Origin of the sequence: Yersinia mollaretii ATCC 43969 (genome assembly GCF_013282725.1) — a bacterium.
GTDB classification, from domain to species: domain Bacteria; phylum Pseudomonadota; class Gammaproteobacteria; order Enterobacterales; family Enterobacteriaceae; genus Yersinia; species Yersinia mollaretii.
On sequence record NZ_CP054043.1, the window covers coordinates 1,634,516 to 1,656,562 of the forward strand.

The following is a 22,047-nucleotide window of genomic DNA, read 5'->3' on the forward strand; positions in this document are numbered from 1 at the left end:
ATAACAGCAGGGTAGGTTCCTCTGTACCCAGCTCTATTTCCGTAAACAATTGAGCTACAGTATAGCGGGGCAGATTTAAGATTAAATCAATCGCACTCTCCAATGGGGGGTTATCCTATAATGTTGAAAATAAGGGGGCAGGTTGGGGGCTGATCTTTACGTTCGGCCCCCGAATCAATGAAATTTACGAGAATTGCGGGTACTTATTGAAGTGAGTCTTCTAACTTGAAAATGGCAGGGGCATTCTCTTGTAAGAATTTATAGCTTTTAATTGAGGTATTAATTGTATTCTTTCTGTCTTCTTTGAACTCGTCCTCGATCTTCTTGTTATTAACCTCAACCTTAATCTCATGATATTTAGGTTCGCTTTTCAATTGGCGATTAGGTCTATCGTCCTCCCGCTTGTATTCGGCAGACAGGGAATCGTAAGCTGCACTCTGACTATTTTGTGTGGATTCAGTATTGCCGTAGTTTTTTGTATTTATTGCAATAGCTTCATCTTTGTCGGCCTGAGTTTCAATATACCCCTCTTTGCGAAATGGAGACGGAATAGTTGGTTTTAGCTTAATTTCTAATCTCATTTCAAGTTTATTTTCAGGAAGTTCTTGGTAATCTTGAATTAAATCTATTAATTTCTGACTATCAGAAGTGTGCTCAATAGATTGAACTCCGGTCACCTTCTCCTTCTCCTTTTGAATATCGAGGAGATGTGAGCCTGTAGACAACGCGTGCCCAAATTCTTTTTTAAAAGCCATGACCAATTGATTCTCGTATAACTCTTTCACTTCAATAAATTCAATGCCAGCATTCTTTAGCGCATTGTTACATTTATTTATTAATTCACTAACTTCGCCACTTGAATGAGAATTACAAATTTTACTACAAATATCACTAGCCACTCCCCCTGCTTTGGGTGTGAACTGATTGATAAGTGCATGAGAGGCGATTCTTGAGGGTAATGGATTGTTCTGCAACTTAAGTAGTTTTGGTCCTTCAAGTGACTTTTTCTCTGCTTGAAATAGGGTTGTAATTTTTCTTATCAACCCCGACAGACGTTCCCCCCACGTCTGTTGATTAACTTCTTTGCGATCAAATTTAACGGCAGCATTATTAACACTTGTTAGATTGCTACCTATTAGTTTATCACTTGTCGGTGAATTCTCAACGACAGAAGTGTGATTGCAGCCCGGTAAACGAGCAGGTTTTCTGGTGTTATTTGTTATGGGAGTATTTTGTGACATTGCTTTTAATTTCATTGTATTGATCTCGGTAAGTGAAAATAAGGCTTAAATATAATATTTCCATCGAGCCATTTCTTTCATTTTCCGATACCCAACCTACTGTGCTTAACTTATTGACTGTATCGTCACACTCATCTAACCCTATTGTAAATAAGGGGATATATGGGTCATCAGAGGATAAAAACATTCGTTACTGTTTTTGTTTAAAGCGCCCTTATTGGGCGCAGTGATTAAAATTAATGTGAATTAGGGTTTGGTGACCTATTAATGAGTTTGGATGTTAGTTCGTTCATTACTCCGACGACAATCCTCTCCTTGTGAATGCTATTTGCCATAGTCGTTAATTAAATCGCTCAGAAATGACGTGTAATATTTTTCATTTTCCATAACTTTAGCTATGGATATTATATGATTAAGGACGCTTTCTGGTTGTATTCTTGGTGCAATTATCTTTGCCAAGTTTATTGCGTCCATCTGGTTTTTAGCATTACTAGTCGTCTTGGCTAATAGAGGTATCAGTTTCTGTAGTGGCAATGGAAGTTCGCTTGTCTTTGGGAGGAATTCTTTCTTGTTATCGGCTTCAGTCAAATCATAAGCTACAACCATCTCGTGAAGGTTCTCTTTGTCGGCGTCACTTAATGCTAATTCTAGATTATCTTTGATATTAGTTGCGACAGCATCATGGAAATCATTCTCTATTTGTAAAGTAGTTAGTTGTTCTTCATTATTTGATTCCAAGGCTTTCTGAATACTCTGATTTGATGCTGGAGACGGAGGGATTCGAAATATTCCATTTTTCGCCAAGAAAGATTCATTATTGAGAGTGCAGTCAATAAGCCGTGTTAGATTACTAACTGCTTTTTCTTGTATCTCAATTTTATTATCAGTAGGAGGTGCCTTATTCTCAATGTTGGTACTGAATGCTGAAAACAGCCTAAATGATTTCGTAATAAATGATGTAAATGATGTGATTGATTTAATTGATTTAATAATCCCACCAATTGAAAATGAGCCTTTTTTTTCCATGGCTACATCATCATGCTTTATGGTTATATCATCATCGAATAATGCATTGTCAATTCTTTTGTCCATAGTTGTGCGAAAATCTGGATCACTTTCAATTTCACGGTTCTTAGTAGTGTTGTGAATTCTACAGATTCCCCCCCCTCCAATAATGCCGTTTTAAGACTAATCTTTTCCTGTTTTTTACAATGGTCATTCAGTTTATCAGCGGAATAATAATGCTTAGTATTATTATTTAAGTATAAATTCATTTTATAGATCTCTGTAGGTGAAAGTAGACTCGATATAACATCTCAACTAAGTTAGTATAATATGTCTACTGAGCCATCTCTTTCATTTTTCTCCTTACTTTTTAATTTGTTGACCTCAGACTTCAGCATTATCTATTTGCACATAAAATCGATTTAGGGTCTGTTGCAAATGATGCAAATCACGGGCGTTTTCTAGCTCCTCGCATAAGGCAACCTGCTCAGGCGTACCAAAAAGCTGGCACAACCCCAGCATCTTATGGCCTGTTTTTTGCGCTGTCGCCAGATCGCCCTGTGTGATCATCTCTTCAATGCGGCCAAGGTAATCACGCACACTGGCGTAAAACCGTGCGTTGAAGCTGGGATCAGACATCGCTCTTCTCCTCCGAGGCAAAGTGATCATGGAACAACTGTTGCCACTGCTCGCGGGCGATGGGTTTTTGTAGCAAGTAGTCCATCCCCACTTCACGGGCGCGCTGTGCATCTTCTGCTTTCAATGAAGCCGATTGGCCGACAATTAATACTTGCGCCGTCGTCTCTTGCATCAATTTTCGGAGGTGACGAACCAGTTCGAAGCCATCACTCTCATCCAGCCGACAGTCGGTGACAATAATCGTATGGTGATGTTGTAACCAACTTTGGTAAGCCTCCTGTGCCCCTGGTACTGCATCGACCTGATACCCCAGACTGCTGAACAACTCCTGCTGCACCTCCAGCAGGAGTGGCTCATCCTCTACCATCAACAGCCGACGTGACTCTTTGGTGGCGGAGGCTGAGTCTGCCTCTGGCATAGTACGGCTGTTCTCCCGAAGTAGGTCCTCACTGCATAGGCTGGTGATAGCAAAATAGAGCGCTGAGGCGTAAATCGGGCAGGGTATGACGATGGAAACTCCCTGTTGATTATCGAGCTGCCAGTGGTTGTTCCGCAGATCAAAATGCAGATAAATGACAGGCCCACGAGCCGAGGCCGGTGGTGAATTCGATTGCGGGTAATAGGGCAGTTCGCAGCCCTCAAGGATCTGGGTCACTTCGCTGGCTCGCGAGGTGGGAACGTCTTCGGGCATAATCACATAAAGCCCTTCAGGTAGTGGGTTTTCAATCTCGTAATGGGCGGGGATCATTGGGAAAGAGATTCTGACCCGTGAGCCAACCCCCGGCTGGCTGGCAATGCCCAGATGCCCGCCGATAAGATGGATATTCTTCTTCGCGACGAACAATCCTAGCCCGGTCCCTTTGGGGAGGAGGGCGTCGTTATCTGAGCGATGTTGTTTGCCCTGATAAAATGGCTCTGAAAGTCGTGCCAGCACCTTATCGGAAATACCGGTGCCGGTGTCCGTCACCTCAATGCTGAACATTCTTTTACTGTCAATTTGCACTAAGGCGCACTCAATTAAGACCATACCGCCACGGGTATGCTTAATGGCATTGTTGACGATATTATTCAGTGCCTGAGAGATGAGCGTGCCATCCATTAGATGGGGTAAAAAACACTGCTCCGACAGATAGCGAACATGAAGTGCGGTGTCGTGGGTCTCAGCAAAGCTGGTAAACAGTTTGACTGTGGTGTCACAGAGTTCAGTCAGTAAATGGGGGCGTGGCTTTTGTTGCACCGAACCGGCATTAATTTTGGCGTAATCCAGTGACAGATCGAGATTGTTCAGTAATTCCCGTGTGACGTGAACGACATTAGATAGCCTTTCCCGCTGAGGGTTAGACGATATTTTGAGTACCAACCCTTCACAGGCGGTCAGTATTCCAATCAGAGGCGTTCGTAATTCGTGAGCCAGTACCGACAGTTCCAAATTATTTTTTGAACCCAGTAGGCTAATTTCTTTTTTTAACCGTCGATAACGATAAAAAACAAAGAGCAACAAGGAGAGCAAGATAGCGCCCACAATATAGGCGTACCTCTCAAACTGGGTATTGTGCAAAAGTGACGCGTTGTCGCTAATAATCCACTTGGTGGTGAGTTCTGCTTGTTGTTTGTGAGAAATGGACGTGATGACTTTATTAATAATATCGATCAGGAGCTGATCTTCTGGTCGAGCGCCCATCACCAAGGATATTTTGGCATTATTGGGGTAGGAGACTTTTAACTGCCCCGGATAGATGACATTCATATAATAGAATGCCGTGGGGGAGAGGACGACAGCCGCTGCGGCGCGCCCATGTACCACCTCACCAATAGTCTCTTCGGGCGAATACGCTATTTTATAATCGACACCCGGATAGCGTTTTTCAAACCAATCAATCAACGATAAATAGTCGGTTATGGAGATGCGTCCTTCTGTACGCCCCTCCATGAAATCTTCTGGCGTATTGATATTACGTGAGGTTCTGCGCGTGACCGTGACCGGCCAAGTGGTAAAGATCGGCATACTGCTGACCAGCCCATTAGCCTCTGCGAATAAGGCCGAGGTGCTGGTGATAAGCGAGATATCACCGTTTTTCAGATTTTTAACGGATTCATTAGCATTACTACTGGAGGAGACTTGGAATTGTATTCCGGTAGCAGCGCTAATCAAATCAATATAATCACGTGTGAGTCCAATATGCTCCCCATTTTTATTTAATGCTTCGATAGGGAAGAACTTTGGAAAAACGCCATACTTAATAATAGGGTGAGTCTTTATATAATGTTGCTCTTCAGGTGTGAAGGCGATAGTTTTCGCCGCATAACCGGCTGCTGCCGGCAACAGCAGAAGAGCACATATAAGATAAATTTTATAAAGGTATTTCATGAGCATATTTAAAGAAATCAGCGTTTGAGGTGAGACCTAATTTTTTAAAGGCCCGTGTTTTGGTATTGGACACTGTTTTAAAGCTAATATTCAAACGTTCACTAATTTCTTTTTGACTCACACCATTCAGTAACATCCTCAGCACTTCGGTTTCACGCACGCTTAGAGCAGGGCGGGCATTCTGTTCTGAGGGTTGTGATAGTGCGGCCAACTCAATGGGGAAGAATTTCTTGCCACGATCAATATACGAAATAGCAAAAAAGAGTTCCTGAATGTCACTGTTCTTTTGCACAAATCCCCACGCACCGGCTTGCCAGGCAATACGTGCGACGGCCAAACTTTTATGGGCCGTATGTACGATGATTTTCAATTCAGGGCGCAATTGGAGAAGGTGCTTAATGAGCGCGGCACCATCCTGAGAATGTGACGGATCGACTTCGGTATCCAACGCCGTGAGTGAATAATCCAGTAATAGCATTTCGATATCATCGTTGCTTTTGAGTAACGCAATAAGCTCAGGGGCATTGCTGACACAACCCACCACATCAAGTGATAACTCACTGTAAATAACCTGACGCTGTGGCTCTTTATGGTGATAAGGAAACTTCGTCAAGATCTCCTTTAGTGCCAGTCGGCTAAAAGGTTCATCTTCAATTATTGCTATTTTTAACGTCTTGGTTCGTTCCATATAACCCTCGAGCAGGTGAGGTGTAAACGCTAACTGTCATTGACTATCAGTGTTAATTTTTCGTTTGGTTGATAGGTGAGCGGTGTTAGCTTATCACTCATCATAATGAGTTTTCCCTCTTTCTCGACTCTAACACTAACACTTAACTGATTAGGTAATGAGGATAACTCATTCTGTAACGGTAAGAGAAATGGAATCTTCCGGCTTTCCGTTTTAGTCAGAATAATATATTCACGGAAGGTGATTTCTTTCTCCCCCGCAATCTTATTCTGAGTCACCGATAAGGTGATGGTGGCATTTTCAGGTATTTTCCCATGAAAGTTCTGGATATTTCCCTGAAGATAATAATCTTTTTGGTTTTTGCTTAACTCAGTAAGATGGGTGCAACCCGATAAAACTAGTGCTATCAATATAATCAAATAGCGGAAGTGAAAATGTGTGGCGGTATAAACATATTTCATTACATTATCCTACAGTAAATACATACAAAAAAGAGCAACCCGCCGCGATAGCTAGCGTACACACGGTAATGGCGGTATCGATGATATTTCTCTTCTCTATCGCTTTATTCTGCGCTGGTTTAATTGACTCGCAATCATCTGGAAGGGCTTTCTTGGTTCCGGTATATAAAATACCAATTCTCGGTAACGTGGTAATCAAGCCTTCATCCAGACTTGCCTTCTTAAATGAACTGCGTAGTTGTCTGACAAGTTTATAATAACTACTCTCCGTCACAATAACGCCGCGTTTTTCCCAAATGGCGTACATCACCTCTCTTTTACTGCATGTTTGTGCCAACAACATTTTTAATAGGCAGGACTCACTTTCAGAGAGAGGGACAACATTATTCTCTCGCGTCAGAGTTCGCTTTAACGGGTTAAAAATCACGCCTTCACATAAAATAACGTTAGATGAAATGAAATCATTGTTGACCATAATATTTCCTTGGCTGCATAAGTTTGCTGAATTTATGGGCTACCTTATACATCCTAAATGTATGGTTCTCAACGGGGAGGCACTAAGTTAGTCTTATTATGGGCATTAAGCAGAGCACTCTCTATCAACATGGAGAGTCTTCCCTTCATAATTTGGGGAGTTTCCTTGTTATTGAGGTAACAGAGTTAAGTTGTAGGAGCAGAGGCTAATAGTAATGCCGTTTTACGGGAAAGGGCCGGGCCTGTATTGACTATTTTCATGATTTTATTCGCGTAATTATCGCGATAATGCGCTGTTTCTGAATGATAAGCCCCGACCGCCCGCCAGCTATAACCATGCTTATTAAACTTCTGACTCAGCAAATAAGCCCCTGCTTGGATATTGATACAGGGCTGCATCAGCATCTGCTCATGATCAATGATTCCCATTGATTTCAGAGAGCTAACATTAATCGTGTTAATCTGCATTAGACCATAATCATGGCTGCCATTCTTGTTAATATTAAGGGCGTCGGGTTGACCGCCAGACTCTTGATGAATAATCGCTTCGAGAATAATTTCTGGTACATTCCAGCGGATAGCCGCCTTGGATAAACAAGAGGCTTGGGCGATAATCGGGCTGAGAAATAAAATAGCAGATAGACAGTAAGTAATAGGTTTCATAGGTAAATAAGTTTAAATTTCATCTGAATCGTCTTCTTCATCATCTTCGCGAGGTGCTTGACCTATTTTGGCGAGAGACTCTTGATTCAATTGGTTAATAAGTATGCCGCTGGAAATATACATTGAATACGCGGGATTAAATTTTTCTTTCAGTAAATTTTGATCTTCCGGTTGCTCGGATGCTTTAAGTGTTTGCACCAACCCACTAATAAACTTCTCACGTTCTGTTGACGATAAACTTCTGAGTTTATTATTGAGCAGAGCGAAGAGCTTTCTCTTTTCTGGTGTGGTGCGCAAGCTTTCAATAAATTTATTGATATCAGACTGTTCCATTTCTGATATTTGCGGCTTATCCGTCGATTTATTTCGCTCTGTGACGGCGGTTTTCCCCGAGGTATTGGCCTGCCATGCTTCAGCGACACGAAGGTGAATATTGTTACTCTGACGAGCGGGTTCCGAGTTCGGGAGCGCGGCTGCCATTTTGAGTGTGGAGTGAAGTGTGGTGATGGTCATCGTGTTCTCCTGATTGGCTGAGTTGTTTGGAAAATTTGCGGTACATCTCTTTTCTGGCCTGCAAGATATTGCAGCGCGCAGAGAGGGTAAAAATGTGGGGCAGTGAACTTTGCGCCGCACTGTCTGGTGAAAAATGCAGGATTTCATTATCCACTTCCAGTGCCACACACTCTTCCGCGCCCGCGAGCACGGTAATGTGCTGTATCTCCGCCAGTGCTGGTTTGAGCTTTTTCAGCAACGCGGGGGGAAGATACATCTGGATCTGCGGCGATTCGGGATGCAGTCGAATAAAGTGGTCACTGACAATTTCATACAACCGGCTGTCACTGAAGACATCCGCCAATAGGGTCTGTAATTGGGCCTCACTGCGAGCCAACATCTGTTGATACTGGCTCTGGCTGGATTCCAACCCGTGCACGAGGTCCACTAACAGTTTTTGCAGCCCATGCTGATAGCCTTCTTGATAGGCAATACGTTGTATTTCCGCGACTTCTTGTTGTGCCGACTGGCAGATCTCGGCAGCTTGTTTTTTGGCTTGCTGGGTCAGGATTTTCTTAAAGCGGCTCGCTTTCATTGCCTGATGCTTAATGAGCACCTTCTCCTGCGCAGTTTGCCAGATATCCGGTTCAGGTCTCTCGGACATAATCGTAAGCTCCTTCTATCACATTCCAAGGGAGAGCATTTTTCACTGGAACATTCATTAATTGTCGGCTGGCGGAACTGAACATATAGCTGGCTCGCGTGGTATACACCTCGCCAAAGGGGGTCAGACTCGCCAATATTTGTACTGCTCCTGTCGCCAGCAGGGTTTGTGGCGATGATGGCTCCGCCTGTGGTTGTCGGAAATCGTCACTCAGGCGGTGATGAAGCCCGGCATATTTGGAGGTCTTCACCCACCAAGGGAGCGGCGATGGGTGTAACAGTATGCCCAATGCCCAAGCGACCTTGGGTAAGTCGGCCCAATGGTGAGCCATAAAATCCGGCAATATCAGCGTATTGGCATCCGGCATCGGGAGCTGAAACTGCATCAGCAAGCGCTGGTTATGGGCTTGTTGCCATATCGGCGGCAGGGCAAAATAGTCAATGCCGCTGTGCTCGACATGAAAATACCCCCCCGGGGCCAGCATAATCTTATGCTGGCCCCGGGTGTTAGAGTGACGGGCAGAGGCCATCATGGTTTTTGCTCTGTACTGTTCGGGAGCATCTCTTTCGCGTCATTAGCGCTAAGTTGCTGCTTGCGACGGCGAAGTAACAACAGCACACTGATACCCGCCGCCGCCAGAGTGGCCGCAAAGGACGCCAATAGCACCGGAGAAACAGGCGAGTTAGGCTCATTTCTCACCTGACGTTGCAATGGCGGGCGCTCTACCACCACCACCGAGACATTGTCATAGCTGGTTTCGGTAAAACTGTTGGTGAGGAATAATTTAATCTTATTCATCATCTGTTTGGGATCTTCATTGCCCGCATAGGTCACCAGACTCGAGACCTGCTGAAGTTGTTTGACCCGATTATTGCTATTCAGGGGATAACTGACATGCACTCTGGCATTCACCACGCCGGGAATGGTCAGCAGTGATTGTTGCAGGCGCTGCTCAATTAAAGAGAGTAGACGCGAACGCTCCGCCTGTGGTGAGGCAACCAGAGAATCCCCCGGAAACGCCTGAATAATCTCAACCGGATCTTTGGAGGGCAGGTTGTAGAGACGTAACAGATCCACCGCCGTCACAAAATCACTGCGCGCCACCTTAATAGAGCTACCGAGTTTACCGTTGTCCCTGCGAGTGCCCTCCACACCGTTCTCTTGTAACACCGCCAGAACTTCATTGCCCTGGCGCTGGCTCAGTTCAGTGAGCAGTGTTTGGTTATCACAACCACTCAGCAGCCCAAGAACCGCAATTATCAGAAATTTTGTTAGCCTATTCATCGTCTACTGGGCTTTTAAGACTGAGTCGATCGCAGAAGCACTTTTATGGGTTAGCGTGCTGATCATATTGATAGCGAGGCTATAATTACCCACTCGATTTTGTAAACTTAATAACTCAGCGGGGTTAGTCGGATCACCATTACTGGCCTGATTAATAATGGCGGCTTTTTCCTGACTTGCGGTCACACTGTAGCTGGCAAACAGGTTTCTTACCCGATCTTCTACCGGAGCAGTGGCCCCCATCGCGGGGAGGTTATTTTCCGCTACAGAGGTAGTGGCTGGCGTGAGATTAATAAACATTGAGATAAAATCCTTAATAATTACGCAACATGACAATGATGTAATATTGCGTAATGGTAATATCATTACATATTACGAATAATAGCTTGAGAGGTATCTTTAACTGACTTCATAATATTACTTTGTGCTTGTCGTGCCCCATTATAGTGACCATTAAGCGCCGAAATTTTTGCCAGTACAATCGGGTTGTCCATTTCATTGTTTTTATCTGAAAGGGCGGTCTTAAGTTCGTCTGCCAGTTCTTTAACACGGCCGTTGAGTAGTGCGCCGCTACGATACATCATCCCCCAGTTTGATGTTGATGTAGTATCAACGGTTTCATAAGTTGATGTTTCCCAATTACCATTTGCTTCTAGTCCAGGAATAGCCATAATTAATCCTTAATATTAAGTTGAGGTTTTAGAGTGACACTGGATTAAAATACCAGTGGTTATTACCTAGCAGAACATAGCCGTTAGCATTATTGACGAACGACTTGCCTGCCAGATGATTAGTGGTTAATGAAATAGAGAATTGAATGTGGCGTATTCCCCATTTTTTAGTGTACTCATCGGCAAAATCAATCGCCGAGAGGGTTTGTTTATCCGTCAGACTGGCATTAATAATAAAAATAGGGGTGCTATTTTTATTGACGACACGCCAAGGGACATTACTTTCGGTTAAACCTTGTTCCGCCTTGCTAAATAGCTCAGCTGATGAATAACTCTCTATTTGGTTTTTTGTGGAGCAGCCAATAAAGCTCAATAGCGTTTGCTGAATGTGCTTATTATCCAATTGAGGATAGTTGCCCTTTAGCCGACGAATCACCGGTTTGCAGGGGAGCGATAAATCCACTTTCAATAAGCCGGGTATGATTCCACTTAGCTGATTTTCGATCTCACTTTCCAGTGTGCTGATTTTTTTCACTACCACCGGTTCTTGGTAGTGCTCTCTCAGTAAACGCTGAGTGCTCCAATCCAGATCCCGCTGTGTGTTTACCAGCACCAAGCTTTGGCCATTGCCACTGGTAGTGACCGTTAATGGGGAGCTGCTCCCCTGAAGTAGCGTCTCCAGTGTTTTGACTTTCCGCGCTTCGCTATTGTAAGTGAGCACTTGCCAACCAGTAAGCCCTGCCAACAGCACCAACACCATACCCGCCAGAAACGCCGGATGAGGCATAAACTGTGAGGATGTGCGGTCGCGACGCTCTGTTTTTTCCATTGTTGCCACCTGCGGCGGAAGAGGCAAAACCTCCTCTGTATTCCACGGGGTGTTCAACATCTTAATCACCACCGGAAAGTGCTCAGCAAGCATCAATTCCTGAAAAATAACGGGCTGCTTCATCTCTGGGCAATCACCGCTCAGGGTAAGAGAGAGCACTTCAGTGCTCTCCTGATCCTGCGTTGGCACAGTCTCATCAGCAGTGATCGCCATCTCATAATGCCCCTGATCACTGGGCAGAAAATAGGTTGTCAATCCTTCGTCATTGGTTTCAGTCCGATAGGTTTGTTCCGGACCGATAATGATTCGGTGAGTGCCTACTTTGAGCATTAATTCATTACCGCTCAGAGGCCCACTGGCAATTTTCATTATGCAGACGCGGTTGTCTGTGTCCTTCATCATATTTTCTCGTTGTACCAAATTGGCGACAAGTAAAACGCAATAGGCTGTTTCTGTCAGCGGAATTGGGCTTAATTAATCTGACTCGTTACCTTATTTATCGCGGTACAGGCTATTCCGAGTAATTCCATTTAATACGCGGTGGTTATCAATCAACATTGTCCCCCTTAGATAACAGGTAGAGATTAAGGGTGATGATAGGACCATACGATAGTGTTAAGCCAGTGGCACAACAGGCCCACTGCTTATCCTTACAAGACCAACTCGTGTTGGCTATACCAGCGGATAAGTCAGGAGCACTGATGTTTTGCTCTGCTTATTCAGGCAGGAAGATAGTGATAACTAAACCGTCACTGTTTATTTGCGCCAATACAGATGAGATTGAGGGAAATAAGAGCCATTGGTTTTTGCACAGTATTCCCCTAGCGCATTTAATCGAGATTCTCGCCACAGTTGATTCCGCGATGGGGAAATCATTATTGCGTCAGCGGGGGAAAGACCCGATGGCGACGCCCCTATGGCCAGAGATTATCTCTATCGCGCCGACTGATTATTCGACCAGAGTATCAGTCAATAATATTGCCGTCGATATGATATTGCGTCATCAGGCGAAGTTTACTATTTGGTGCGAATTATTGCGGAAATATGAAGCCTACGGATTGATGTGCTTTTTATTATCCTCTTCAGAACAGAAAGAGAATATCAGCATCAATTATTTAAGCGGGCGTTATGGAGTGTCTACTGCCTATTTCAGGTATTTGTACAAACAGAGTTTTAACAATACCGCCAAGAAAAAGATGATGGGGGTCCGAATGGCCTCTGCCGTATTAAAACTGATCGAAAGTGAAGCTTCAATCCTTGATGTAGGGCTTGATGCTGGATATTGCTCCGCTTCACATTTTACCAATGATATTAAAAAAGAACTGGGGTTAACGCCTTCAGAAATAAGACGCCTGGAGGCGATTTTACATGAAATTTAATTGCAAGGGAGTGATCTACTTTTCACTCTTTATGCTGGCAGGCAATGTGGGTTATCTCAATGCCAATGTGGTGACGGCAGTTCCGGTTGATCAGGAAAGCCTCAATGACTCTTTTGTCGCCAGTAATATCAAGGTCGGTAAGCTGTTTGATGCGGTGGCCGAGCGGCTGAATAAGCCCATTATTCTCAGCAAATTGGCGGCAGAAAAAAAGGTGACTGGCAACTTTAATCTGGCGAACGCCGATGAAATGTTTAAAGCACTGGCTCGCCGTATCGCCTTGGTGTGGTACGACGATGGTGCGGGGATCTATGTGTATGACAACAGCGAAATGCGCAGTGTCATTGTCAACACTCAGGCGGCCGGCAGTACACAGGTGCTTAATTATATTCAGAAAACCGGGATCTACGATAAGCGCTTTCCGGTACGTACCCAAGGTGATAACCGTTTGCTGTTTGTCTCCGGCCCACCGCTGTACGTTGAGTTAATTAGCGCGGCGGCTGCCTATCTTGATGAGCGCATTAAGCAGGAGGATTTGGCTGGCGGTGAGGTGGCGGTGATCCCACTGAAAAACTCATCGGTGACGGATCGCACTTACACCCAGCGCGGACAAACCGTCACTATTCCAGGGATGCTCTCAGCACTGAATGGTCTATTTCAGGGGAATAACGGTGCAGCGGAAAGCAGCTTAACGATACAGCCTAAAGAGGGTGAGCCAAAGGCTATTGAGGCTGGATTTCCGGTGCCGCCATCAATCGAAGGGCTAAGTCACACGGCCAAGCCCGCTATGGCTTCTGGCCGCAACAGCCCATTCTCTTTGGTGGCATACCCCGACAGCAATAGTTTAGTGGTGAAAGGTAGCCCGGAGCAGATTCGCTATGTTCGCCAACTCGTCCACACCTTGGACAGTAGCCGCAGTCAGGTGGAGCTATCACTGTGGATTATCGATGTAGTGCGCAGCAAAGTGGACGATTTGGGTGTGCGTTGGGAGGCCGGAAGTATTGGTGTGGGTGGAGGAACTGTCACCTTTAACCGTAGCACCCTGACTGACAGCAGCATGTTTCTGGCCCAAATCGACGCCATTAGCAAAAGTGGCAATGCGCGTATCGTCTCTCGCCCAGTGATTCTGACACAGGAAAATGTCCCTGCCATGTTTGATAACAACACCAGCTTCTATACCCGGGTGGAAGGGGAGCGAGTGGCAACATTGGAGCAGGTAACTTATGGCACCATGATCAGCGTGCTACCGCGCCTCTCGGCAGGCAACAGTGTGGAGATGGAAGTCAATATTGAAGATGGCGGACTGAGCCGTGACAAGTCTGGCAAGGTAGCCGATGTCGAGGGATTACCACAAGTTAACCGCACTAATATCAATACGGTAGCGCGTGTGGGCCGGAACAACAGCTTGCTGATTGGTGGCTATACACGTGATCAGGTTGAAGACAGTGAGAGCCAGATTCCGCTTTTAGGTGACATTCCGCTGGTGGGGAACTTGTTTAAATACCGCGCGCACAACCAGCAGAAAATGATCCGCATTTTCTTGATTCAACCTCGTCTGCTTGATGAAAACGAAGCTTGGGATGGTCGTCAGTTCTCCGACAACGAACGTCTCACTCAGCATGATAGCCAGTTACATGGCACGGTTGAGTTTCTGAAAAAGTACACGAGTCAGCCATGGCAATAGGTCCGGTTGGTGGTAATAGCCGCTTCTTAGTGGGCCAGCGTGACAAAAGCGCCTCGTCGTCGGAGGCCAGTGATGATGCTGATGGTGTCGCACGCGGACAGGGTGTCATTGATAACAGCAGCGAATATGCATCGATGTCTATGTTAGCGGCGAGCCATATTCGCCGAGGCGGGGGCAAAGCGGACAACAAAGAGGAGTGGATGGGGTTCGCTGAACGTATTTTGGACGTTCAGGCGGATGAGAAAATCGTGGAGGTTGAGGGCTTACTCAACCGCCGTTTGATGAATCCACAACAGTTACGTGCCTTTTTGCTGCAATATTTTACCGACACCAGCGATTTACTGATGGCGCTGGCGGCGCTGATTCACCGGAGCCGTTTAAAGCGAAAGCAGATCGAGCATCTGGAAGAGCTGCGCGAAATGCTGGAGGCGGAAGACCTCAGTCGTAGCGCTCAGGCTGGGGTCAATATTGCTTTGGTGGCGAAAGCGTTCGCCCAAAGAATGCAGCAGTCCGCAGGCGACCTGAGAATGCTCTATCGTGAATTTCTCAGTTATGAGGGGCCGGTGGTCTATCTCTATGAGCAATGGGCGGAAGAGCAAGAGGCTCAAGAGCGCGAAAATATTATGCGCTATCTGGCCCGCGCGTTGGCTTGTGACCTACAGGTATTACCGCTGGGCAATGTCAATGTTAATGAATTTGGTCGCTTCTTTAATCGCATTCGAAACTTAAGGGAGATGCAGTCACTGGATGGAATATTCCGTCAGCGCTTTTTACATGCTGGATTTGCCTTTATTGGCCAAAATGGTGATAAAGCACTTAGCAAATTATTTACCAGTGGCATTCGTAATCAAGAGAGTTTTAACGACAGCTTACTGACCTTTATTTCACAACAGCTCAGTGTATTAAGCACTGATATGCGCGCGCGATTTTTACAGATTTTGATTATTGCTTTTTCTACGTTACCGACAGGGATTTTTTCTTCGTTGGAGGAACGCGAGCATTTCATTGACGAATTGAAGAAATATATGAGCCATCTTATGGAGCAGGAATTTATTTTGGCTCAAAGGGTGTCACCTGACGAAAAAGAGAATATGTCATGAATAAAATTGCCGGACTATTGTTAGATATTCGCAAACGTCCTGAATTAATGGTGCTAATCATCATGGTGATGGTGATTGCCATGCTGATTATCCCTTTGCCGACTTTTTTAGTCGACCTGCTAATTGGTTTGAATATCATGATATCCGTATTGATATTCTTGGGTTCATTTTATATTACACGGGTGCTGGATTTCAGATCGTTTCCTTCCATTTTATTAATTACCACCTTATTCCGTCTGGCACTCTCGATCAGTACCAGCCGTCTTATTTTGCTAGAGGCGGATGCTGGCGACATTATTGCCACCTTTGGGCAATTTGTGATTCAGGACAATCTGGTGGTAGGGATGGTGGTATTTGCCATCGTCACCATCGTGCAGTTTATTGTGATCACCAAAGGTTCTGAACGTATTGCCGAAGTGGCCGCCCGCTTCTCACTGGATGCCATGCCGGGTAAACAGATGAGCATTGATGCTGACCTGCGTGCTGGTGTGATCGATGAAGCGACAGTCAAAGAGAAACGTAATGATATGGAGAATGAGAGCCAGCTTTACGGCTCATTTGATGGCGCGATGAAGTTTATTAAAGGTGACGCCATCGCCGGGATTATCATTATTTTTGTTAACTTGATTGGCGGTATTTCTGTCGGTATGGCGCAGCAGGGCATGGATATGTCGAGTGCATTGAATACCTTCAGCTTGCTGACCATTGGTGATGGTCTGGTGGCGCAAATACCGGCACTGCTTATCTCCATCAGCGCCGGTTTCATTGTGACTCGCGTGGGCGGGAATGAAAAAAACCTCGGCGAGAATATTGTCTCTGAGCTGTTCGCCAAAGACTTTACCATCCTGATTACCGGCATCATTGTTTGTGCTATCGGCTTCCTACCCGGATTTCCGACCCTGATTTTCCTGCTGCTGTCCGGCTTAATGTTTGGGCTGTTGTGGTATCGCCTCCACCAGAAGCGCCAAGAGAAAAAACGACTCTCTGGCGAAGGGCAGAGTGAGGCTGAAGTTAGCCCTGATGTGGCGGAAGGTGAAACCCGACGGGAGAGCCAAGAGTCGGAGGATGAATATGTTCCGGAAACGCTGCCGATTATTATTTCTGTCAGCCAAGCCCACAAGGCGTTGCTGGAGGAGAACCATTTTCTCTCCCGCATCAAGAAAGATATTTTTGTGCGCTATGGTTACCGTATTCCTGATATTGCGATTAACTACTCTCCGATAGTTCCAGACAATAAAATCATTGTGCTGATTAATGAAGTACAGGCGGGTGAATATCATATCTGCTTTGGGGGCTTCCGCCTGCTGACGGTAAATGATGAGCTGGAATATCTTGGATTGGAGTTAATTCGTTTTAGTGATGAAAACCGAGTGGTCAGTACTTGGCTTGCTGGTCAATATAAGGATGAGATTCAACAGCTGGGCTTGGCCGTACGCGATGATATGCACGAAATGATCGACTGTATCGGAACACTGTTATTGCATCATATTAATGAATTCTTTGGCATCCAAGAAACCAAAAATTTACTCGACGATCTGGAAAGAAAATACCCTGAGTTATTAAAAGAGTGTTATCGCCACGCGACAGTACAAAAAATTACTGAAGTATTTCAGCGTCTACTGATGGAAAAAATATCCATCCGTAATATGAAACTGATTTTGGAAACACTGGTGCAGTGGGTGCCGAAAGAGAAAGACGGCATGATGTTGGTTGAATATGTCCGGGGCGCGATGGCGCGTTATATCTCTTCTCGTTTTGCGACTGATGGGCGTCTTAATGTCCTGATGCTCAATACCCAGTACGAAGATGCTATTCGTCAAGGTATCCGCCAAGCGTCTGGCGGTGGTTTCCTTAATCTTGATCCAGCAAAAACAGATGAGATTATTCAGGCATTTTCTCTGGCACTGGAAAATAGCTATTTCTCTGTCCGCGACATAAATGTACTTGTCCCCGTCGATATTCGACGCTTTGTGAAAAAAATCCTTGAAAGTCGTTTCCCTGAATTGGAGGTGCTCTCATTTAATGAGATCTCCGAAACAGTGAAAGTGAATGTTATTAAAACCGTGTAGGGAGAACCACCATGAAATACCGTTTTGTTGAAGCATTAAATACCTTTTTATCTACTGAAGGTCGTCAAGACTTAATTAACTCGCAGTTAGATTGTCATTCCACTATTCAGCTAGAGCTGAATGAATCACCGCCTATTAACGTGGATCTGGTGACGAATGATGTCATTTTGTGGAGCAATCTCTATGAATATCACGGCATCAATCTTGATGCGGTCAGTTATCCCTTATTAAGTGATCTGCTGGAATATACACCGCGCTGTTTTCAGGTGGGCCAACCAGCGCTGAATATTACCAATAACACCTTTGTCCTCTCTGCCGTGATGCATGAAGACGCAATGAGTGACCCACAGTTATTCTCCGCCAGTCTGGAAGAGTTTTACGAACGTAGCAGCCGCCTTATGACTCTGCTAACAGCCTAAATCATGAAAATTTTTGAAACCTGCGCGCACCCGTCGCGCATTCATGGTTGCCTTATCGAAGCCCCGCTGCATGGTGTTTTTATTGGTGAAATCTGTCTGATTGAGCGCGATTTGCGCCAGTCGGAAGTGATTGCCAAAGCCCAAGTGGTGGGTTTTCGCGGTGATCTCACCATCTTAAGTTTGATTGGGCGGGCGCAGGGGTTGACGCGTGAAGTGGTGATCCGCCCGACGGGTCAGCCGTTTGTGTTTGAGATGGGTGATCACTTGGCGGGCAAGATCTATAACGCGGCCGGAGAGGAGGTCGGCGTACTGAACAGTGAGGCCGTTTTAGCCGAGCCTTCATTCACTGTGCTGCGGCGGGTAGATAACCCACCCGTTGCTGTGGAACTGCGTCGCCCAGTCAGTGAGCCGCTGGTGACGGGGGTCAGAGCGATTGATGGTCTGCTCACCTGTGGTCAGGGGCAGCGCATGGGGATTTTTGCGGCGGCAGGGAGCGGTAAAACCTCCCTGATGAGCATGATTATGAATCATGCGGTGGCGGATATTTGTATCGTCGCACTCATTGGTGAACGTGGCCGTGAGGTGACCGAGTTTATCCATGAGTTGCAGGTATCACCGCGCAGCGCACAAACCATTTTGGTGTACGCCACCTCGGACAGCCCGGCAGTAGAGCGCTGCAATGCAGCCCTATTGGCGACGGCGATGGCGGAATATTTCCGTGATCAAGGGCGCGATGTTCTGCTGTTTGTTGACTCCATGACCCGCTATGCGCGCGCCTTGCGTGATGTCGCGCTGGCCGCAGGGGAACTTCCGGCCCGCCGTGGCTACCCCGCTTCTGTTTTCGAACAACTGCCATTACTGCTGGAGCGCCCCGGCGCGGTGCAGCATGGCTCCATCACCGCGTTTTATACCGTGCTGTTGGAGAGTGAAGAGGAGTCCGACCCTATTGGCGACGAGATTCGCTCCATTATCGATGGTCATATCTACCTCAGTGCCAAACTCGCCGGACGGGGTCACTACCCCGCGATTGATATTTTGCACAGCATCAGCCGTGTGTTCTCGAAGGTGAGTACCCCGGTGCATCGTCAGGCGGCGGCCAAAACACGAGATATGCTCGGGCGGCTCGATCAGATCCAGCTCTATCTCGATCTGGGTGAGTATCAGCGTGGCGAGAATGCGGACAATGACCATGCACTGGATAACCGAGAGGTGATTGAGGGCTTTTTACAGCAGTCGATGGATGAGACGGGGGATTTCGCCAGCACCCTCAATCAGCTCAGTGAGTTGACCGACTGATGGTCAAGAACCTGCTGAGCCTGACGGAGCGGCGGCTGGATCGGGCTAAACAAGAACAGCAGAAGTTGCTGCGCGCGATACAGACACTGAAACAGCAGCAGCAGGATGTATGGACGCGAATTCAGGTGATGGAAGCCCAGAGCGTCCTGTTTGACCAGTCTGCTGAGCTGACCCGAGAGGCTTTTTTTGAACGCCAGCGGCATAAGGCAGCCTTACTGGCTGAGATTGCCCGCCTGTTATATCAACAGGAAAACTTGCAGGCGGAACAGATAAAACTCGAGCAGGGGCAACAAGTTATACAGCAGCGGCTAAGAGACGCGAATAATCGGTGTGAGAAATTCCGAAGTTATCTAAAGCGGGAACGTAGCAGACTGCGGTTAAATTTGGAGCTTCAGCAACAGTACGAAATTGAGGAGTTATCCACCTATGGTGGCGATAAAACAAGCACCCACTAGCACCTCGCTTGATCTCAAGGGGGATGACTCGGCCCGGATCTCCTCGTCAGCGATACGACGGGGTGAGAGTGAGCAGAGAGTGAGTTCAGTGCGGGGGGAAGCGCAAAAAAAAGCAGCAGAGTTGTTGGATAAATTGTTGCTGGATAAAACCAAGCAACGCAAAAAACAGCAGGAGGAGCCGACAGTACCCACACTGTGGGTTCCCACAATGCCGATAAACAGCCTGCCGCTGAGTGCACCCGTGAAGCTGCATTTTGCGCAGCCGCTGGTTTCCGAGCAGGCACCCGCAGGTGAGGTTTTGGCTCCTATCTCTGAGGCAGCGGCAGAGCGACCACAGGCGGTAGAGGTAGCACCTACGAAATCCATCTCACTTGAGAAAAACATCACTCTAGCGAAACTCGGCAGTGAACAAGTGCCGACTCCGGTGGTGGACAAGAAGAGTAGTGTCGTGGTGGCTGACACCTTCACTCGGCCGAATGTGATCCCGCAGGAGAGCGGTGATCAGCAGCTTGCTGGCTTATCTCCAGTGGCGGGAGAGAACCCGGTGATGTTGAACACCTCTGTTCCCACTTTTTCCGCCGAGGGTGATAAAGCGGCGATGGCCCACACGCCACTCCCCACACCGGCCCCTGATATGCCGCGTGTCGTGACCCGAGATTCTCTGTTTAACACAGCAGAATCTGGGCGTGAATCAGCCTCTTCTGCGCCTTTTGCAGATAAAAAGGAGAACGCACAGGGTGATGAGCGGCCACAGGGGGTGGTCACACAACCCTCGACAACACCTGCTGCCACACTCAGTGATGCGGTCGAGATAAAAGCGCCTCCTCAGACCTTACCGGAGGGGATGGCTGCTGAGGGGATGATGGCGAAGGGGGAACCGATGACGGAGCATCGCACCCTGAGCTACACCTTTACCCAGTGGAAAAACAGCCCGATGGTGACCTTCGAATTGTCGGGGGCTGGGGAGCTGACCGCCCTGACCGCCAGTGCAGAAGTGCAACAGGCGCTACAAGAAAATCACTATTTGCTGGAGTCTGAAAACCCGCTGCACTTTCGTGATGACGAACAGGATAAAGAGCGTCGTGGTCGGCAGCAATCAGAGCAAGAGGATGAGGCATGACCCTGCTTAAAATCCGTCGGCTCAGTGCACTTCACATTCAGGTGATGCGCTGGCAACAGCGCTATCAACCGGACAACAGCACCATCACTCCCCAAACGGGGGAGCGCTATTTTCGACTGCAATTGTTGAGCGCCACTGAAAAAGTGTCGGCGCTCATCCCGGTTGAGCGTTGGTGTCATTTCTGTTGGCCGGAACTGAACAGTTGTGCTTGGCAGGGGCTGGATGAACCCAATCTCATCCGCATTTTTACGCAGCAAAACGACGGCGGGACTTTTTTCAGCGGCGCGTTTCGTGTGGAGAACATTGAGGTTGTGGAGGGCGGGGCGGTCAATTGGCCTTGGCTTACCGTCACAGAGCCAACACTGGGGACGGTGTTGTTAGCGTCACCTTTCAGCCAGCTTGAGGCGATGCCCGCCGAGCAGAAAGTCTGGCCGGATGTGACTCAACAGATCGATTGGGTGCTGGGCTACAGCCACATCAGCGCCCGACTATTACAGACGCTAGCGCTCCGCGATGTGCTCTGTATTCAACAATTGCAATTGCACTTAACTGTAACGGGTCGCGCAGTCGCCCGCTTTCAAAAACAGCAAGAGGGAGTATTCGTGGTGGAAGAGATGATTGATGATACGCCAGAGGCGGAAGAGACCCTGCCGAGGCTGGATGAGGTGCTGCCGGAGAACGTGCCACGCCCATTTGATGTGGCGGGTGTCACTGTGAAATTGACCTTTGTATTGGGTCACAGCGATATTCCGTTACAGGAGTTGGCGCATATCCAGCCGGGGGCGGTGTATGAGCTGGGCGCGGATAAAGATCGTGAAGTGAAAATCTATGCCAATAGCGTATCGCAATTGCTGGAGAGATTCCGTCAGGATAACAGCACCTTTGAAACCATGATTCAATTGCTGACCAAAATGACCGAAGATCTGCATCGTTATAATGCAGGCTATCTTCAATAATTAAATCGCGGTAATACCACAGAGTGCAGGGTGCTTTTTAAAAATAGCGCCATGCACTGTATTACACATTTTTTGGCTGTTTAAAATAAGGTG

Annotated in this window: 24 protein-coding genes; 9 read left to right on the top strand and 15 right to left on the bottom strand. The window is 46.9% G+C overall.

Annotated elements, in window-relative coordinates:
• Window positions 1-203 precede the first annotated feature (203 nt).
• From HRD69_RS07250 to HRD69_RS07320, 15 genes are all read right to left on the bottom strand, one after another.
• A complete protein-coding gene (locus tag HRD69_RS07250) occupies window positions 204-1,256 on the bottom strand; it encodes a hypothetical protein (RefSeq protein ID WP_004874024.1) in 1,053 nt (350 codons plus the stop codon).
• Window positions 1,257-1,565: 309 nt separating this feature from the next.
• Window positions 1,566-2,333, bottom strand: coding sequence for a RhoGAP domain-containing protein (locus HRD69_RS07255; RefSeq protein WP_172984607.1), 768 nt, complete (start codon window positions 2,331-2,333; stop codon window positions 1,566-1,568).
• A gap of 297 nt (window positions 2,334-2,630) precedes the next feature.
• Entirely contained in the window at window positions 2,631-2,885 is a 255-nt protein-coding gene (locus HRD69_RS07260) for an Hpt domain-containing protein (RefSeq protein WP_032813315.1), read from the bottom strand.
• Window positions 2,878-5,253 carry an ATP-binding protein gene (locus HRD69_RS07265; protein WP_167319233.1) on the bottom strand — a complete coding sequence of 792 codons (2,376 nt, stop codon included), beginning with the start codon at window positions 5,251-5,253 and terminating at the stop codon, window positions 2,878-2,880. The genes HRD69_RS07260 and HRD69_RS07265 overlap by 8 nt, the downstream gene beginning before the upstream one ends.
• Window positions 5,237-5,941, bottom strand: coding sequence for a response regulator transcription factor (locus tag HRD69_RS07270; protein ID WP_004874020.1), 705 nt, complete (start codon window positions 5,939-5,941; stop codon window positions 5,237-5,239). Before HRD69_RS07270 ends, HRD69_RS07265 begins: the two co-directional genes overlap by 17 nt.
• 29 nt (window positions 5,942-5,970) lie before the next feature.
• A complete protein-coding gene (locus HRD69_RS07275) occupies window positions 5,971-6,402 on the bottom strand; it encodes a hypothetical protein (RefSeq protein ID WP_004874019.1) in 432 nt (143 codons plus the stop codon).
• 4 nt (window positions 6,403-6,406) lie between these two features.
• Entirely contained in the window at window positions 6,407-6,877 is a 471-nt protein-coding gene (locus HRD69_RS07280; protein ID WP_004874018.1) for a winged helix-turn-helix domain-containing protein, read from the bottom strand.
• Window positions 6,878-7,062: 185 nt separating this feature from the next.
• Window positions 7,063-7,539 (bottom strand): lytic transglycosylase domain-containing protein, encoded by a 477-nt coding sequence (locus HRD69_RS07285; RefSeq protein WP_004874017.1) that lies wholly within the window; start codon window positions 7,537-7,539, stop codon window positions 7,063-7,065.
• A 12-nt stretch (window positions 7,540-7,551) separates the two neighbouring features.
• Window positions 7,552-8,052 carry an RNA-dependent RNA polymerase family protein gene (locus tag HRD69_RS07290; protein WP_244262980.1) on the bottom strand — a complete coding sequence of 167 codons (501 nt, stop codon included), beginning with the start codon at window positions 8,050-8,052 and terminating at the stop codon, window positions 7,552-7,554.
• Window positions 7,976-8,695: a hypothetical protein gene (locus HRD69_RS07295; protein ID WP_050413173.1), complete on the bottom strand. Its 720-nt coding sequence runs from the start codon at window positions 8,693-8,695 to the stop codon at window positions 7,976-7,978. The genes HRD69_RS07290 and HRD69_RS07295 overlap by 77 nt, the downstream gene beginning before the upstream one ends.
• Complete coding sequence (locus tag HRD69_RS07300; RefSeq protein WP_032813311.1) at window positions 8,679-9,227, bottom strand: hypothetical protein; 549 nt, start codon at window positions 9,225-9,227, stop codon at window positions 8,679-8,681. The genes HRD69_RS07295 and HRD69_RS07300 overlap by 17 nt, the downstream gene beginning before the upstream one ends.
• Window positions 9,224-9,979, bottom strand: coding sequence for a type III secretion system inner membrane ring lipoprotein SctJ (sctJ, locus tag HRD69_RS07305; protein ID WP_004874014.1), 756 nt, complete (start codon window positions 9,977-9,979; stop codon window positions 9,224-9,226). Before sctJ ends, HRD69_RS07300 begins: the two co-directional genes overlap by 4 nt.
• A gap of 3 nt (window positions 9,980-9,982) precedes the next feature.
• Window positions 9,983-10,279, bottom strand: a complete 297-nt coding sequence (gene sctI, locus HRD69_RS07310) for a type III secretion system inner rod subunit SctI (RefSeq protein ID WP_004874013.1) — start codon at window positions 10,277-10,279, stop codon at window positions 9,983-9,985.
• Between the two features lie 65 nt (window positions 10,280-10,344).
• A complete protein-coding gene (locus HRD69_RS07315) occupies window positions 10,345-10,650 on the bottom strand; it encodes an EscF/YscF/HrpA family type III secretion system needle major subunit (RefSeq protein WP_004874012.1) in 306 nt (101 codons plus the stop codon).
• Between the two features lie 28 nt (window positions 10,651-10,678).
• Window positions 10,679-11,881 (bottom strand): PrgH/EprH family type III secretion apparatus protein, encoded by a 1,203-nt coding sequence (locus tag HRD69_RS07320; protein WP_244262979.1) that lies wholly within the window; start codon window positions 11,879-11,881, stop codon window positions 10,679-10,681.
• A gap of 221 nt (window positions 11,882-12,102) precedes the next feature.
• Here HRD69_RS07320 and HRD69_RS07325 point away from each other — a divergent pair, with 221 nt between their 5' ends.
• From HRD69_RS07325 to HRD69_RS07365, 9 genes are read left to right on the top strand one after another with little or no spacing between them, the layout of a single operon-like run.
• On the top strand, window positions 12,103-12,858 hold the full coding sequence (locus HRD69_RS07325) for a helix-turn-helix domain-containing protein (protein WP_244262978.1): 756 nt from the start codon (window positions 12,103-12,105) through the stop codon (window positions 12,856-12,858).
• Window positions 12,848-14,539 carry a type III secretion system outer membrane ring subunit SctC gene (sctC, locus tag HRD69_RS07330; RefSeq protein ID WP_032813306.1) on the top strand — a complete coding sequence of 564 codons (1,692 nt, stop codon included), beginning with the start codon at window positions 12,848-12,850 and terminating at the stop codon, window positions 14,537-14,539. Before HRD69_RS07325 ends, sctC begins: the two co-directional genes overlap by 11 nt.
• On the top strand, window positions 14,530-15,639 hold the full coding sequence (gene sctW / locus HRD69_RS07335; RefSeq protein WP_032813304.1) for a type III secretion system gatekeeper subunit SctW: 1,110 nt from the start codon (window positions 14,530-14,532) through the stop codon (window positions 15,637-15,639). The genes sctC and sctW overlap by 10 nt, the downstream gene beginning before the upstream one ends.
• Window positions 15,636-17,708, top strand: coding sequence for an EscV/YscV/HrcV family type III secretion system export apparatus protein (locus HRD69_RS07340; protein ID WP_032813303.1), 2,073 nt, complete (start codon window positions 15,636-15,638; stop codon window positions 17,706-17,708). Before sctW ends, HRD69_RS07340 begins: the two co-directional genes overlap by 4 nt.
• A gap of 11 nt (window positions 17,709-17,719) precedes the next feature.
• Window positions 17,720-18,127, top strand: coding sequence for an InvB/SpaK family type III secretion system chaperone (locus tag HRD69_RS07345; RefSeq protein ID WP_004874005.1), 408 nt, complete (start codon window positions 17,720-17,722; stop codon window positions 18,125-18,127).
• A gap of 3 nt (window positions 18,128-18,130) precedes the next feature.
• On the top strand, window positions 18,131-19,423 hold the full coding sequence (sctN, locus tag HRD69_RS07350) for a type III secretion system ATPase SctN (protein WP_004874004.1): 1,293 nt from the start codon (window positions 18,131-18,133) through the stop codon (window positions 19,421-19,423).
• Entirely contained in the window at window positions 19,423-19,878 is a 456-nt protein-coding gene (locus HRD69_RS07355) for a hypothetical protein (RefSeq protein WP_032813302.1), read from the top strand. Before sctN ends, HRD69_RS07355 begins: the two co-directional genes overlap by 1 nt.
• Window positions 19,850-20,998, top strand: coding sequence for a SpaN/EivJ family type III secretion system needle length determinant (locus tag HRD69_RS07360; RefSeq protein ID WP_172984608.1), 1,149 nt, complete (start codon window positions 19,850-19,852; stop codon window positions 20,996-20,998). The genes HRD69_RS07355 and HRD69_RS07360 overlap by 29 nt, the downstream gene beginning before the upstream one ends.
• Entirely contained in the window at window positions 20,995-21,954 is a 960-nt protein-coding gene (locus HRD69_RS07365) for a FliM/FliN family flagellar motor switch protein (RefSeq protein ID WP_152412075.1), read from the top strand. The genes HRD69_RS07360 and HRD69_RS07365 overlap by 4 nt, the downstream gene beginning before the upstream one ends.
• The last annotated feature ends 93 nt before the right edge of the window (window positions 21,955-22,047 follow it).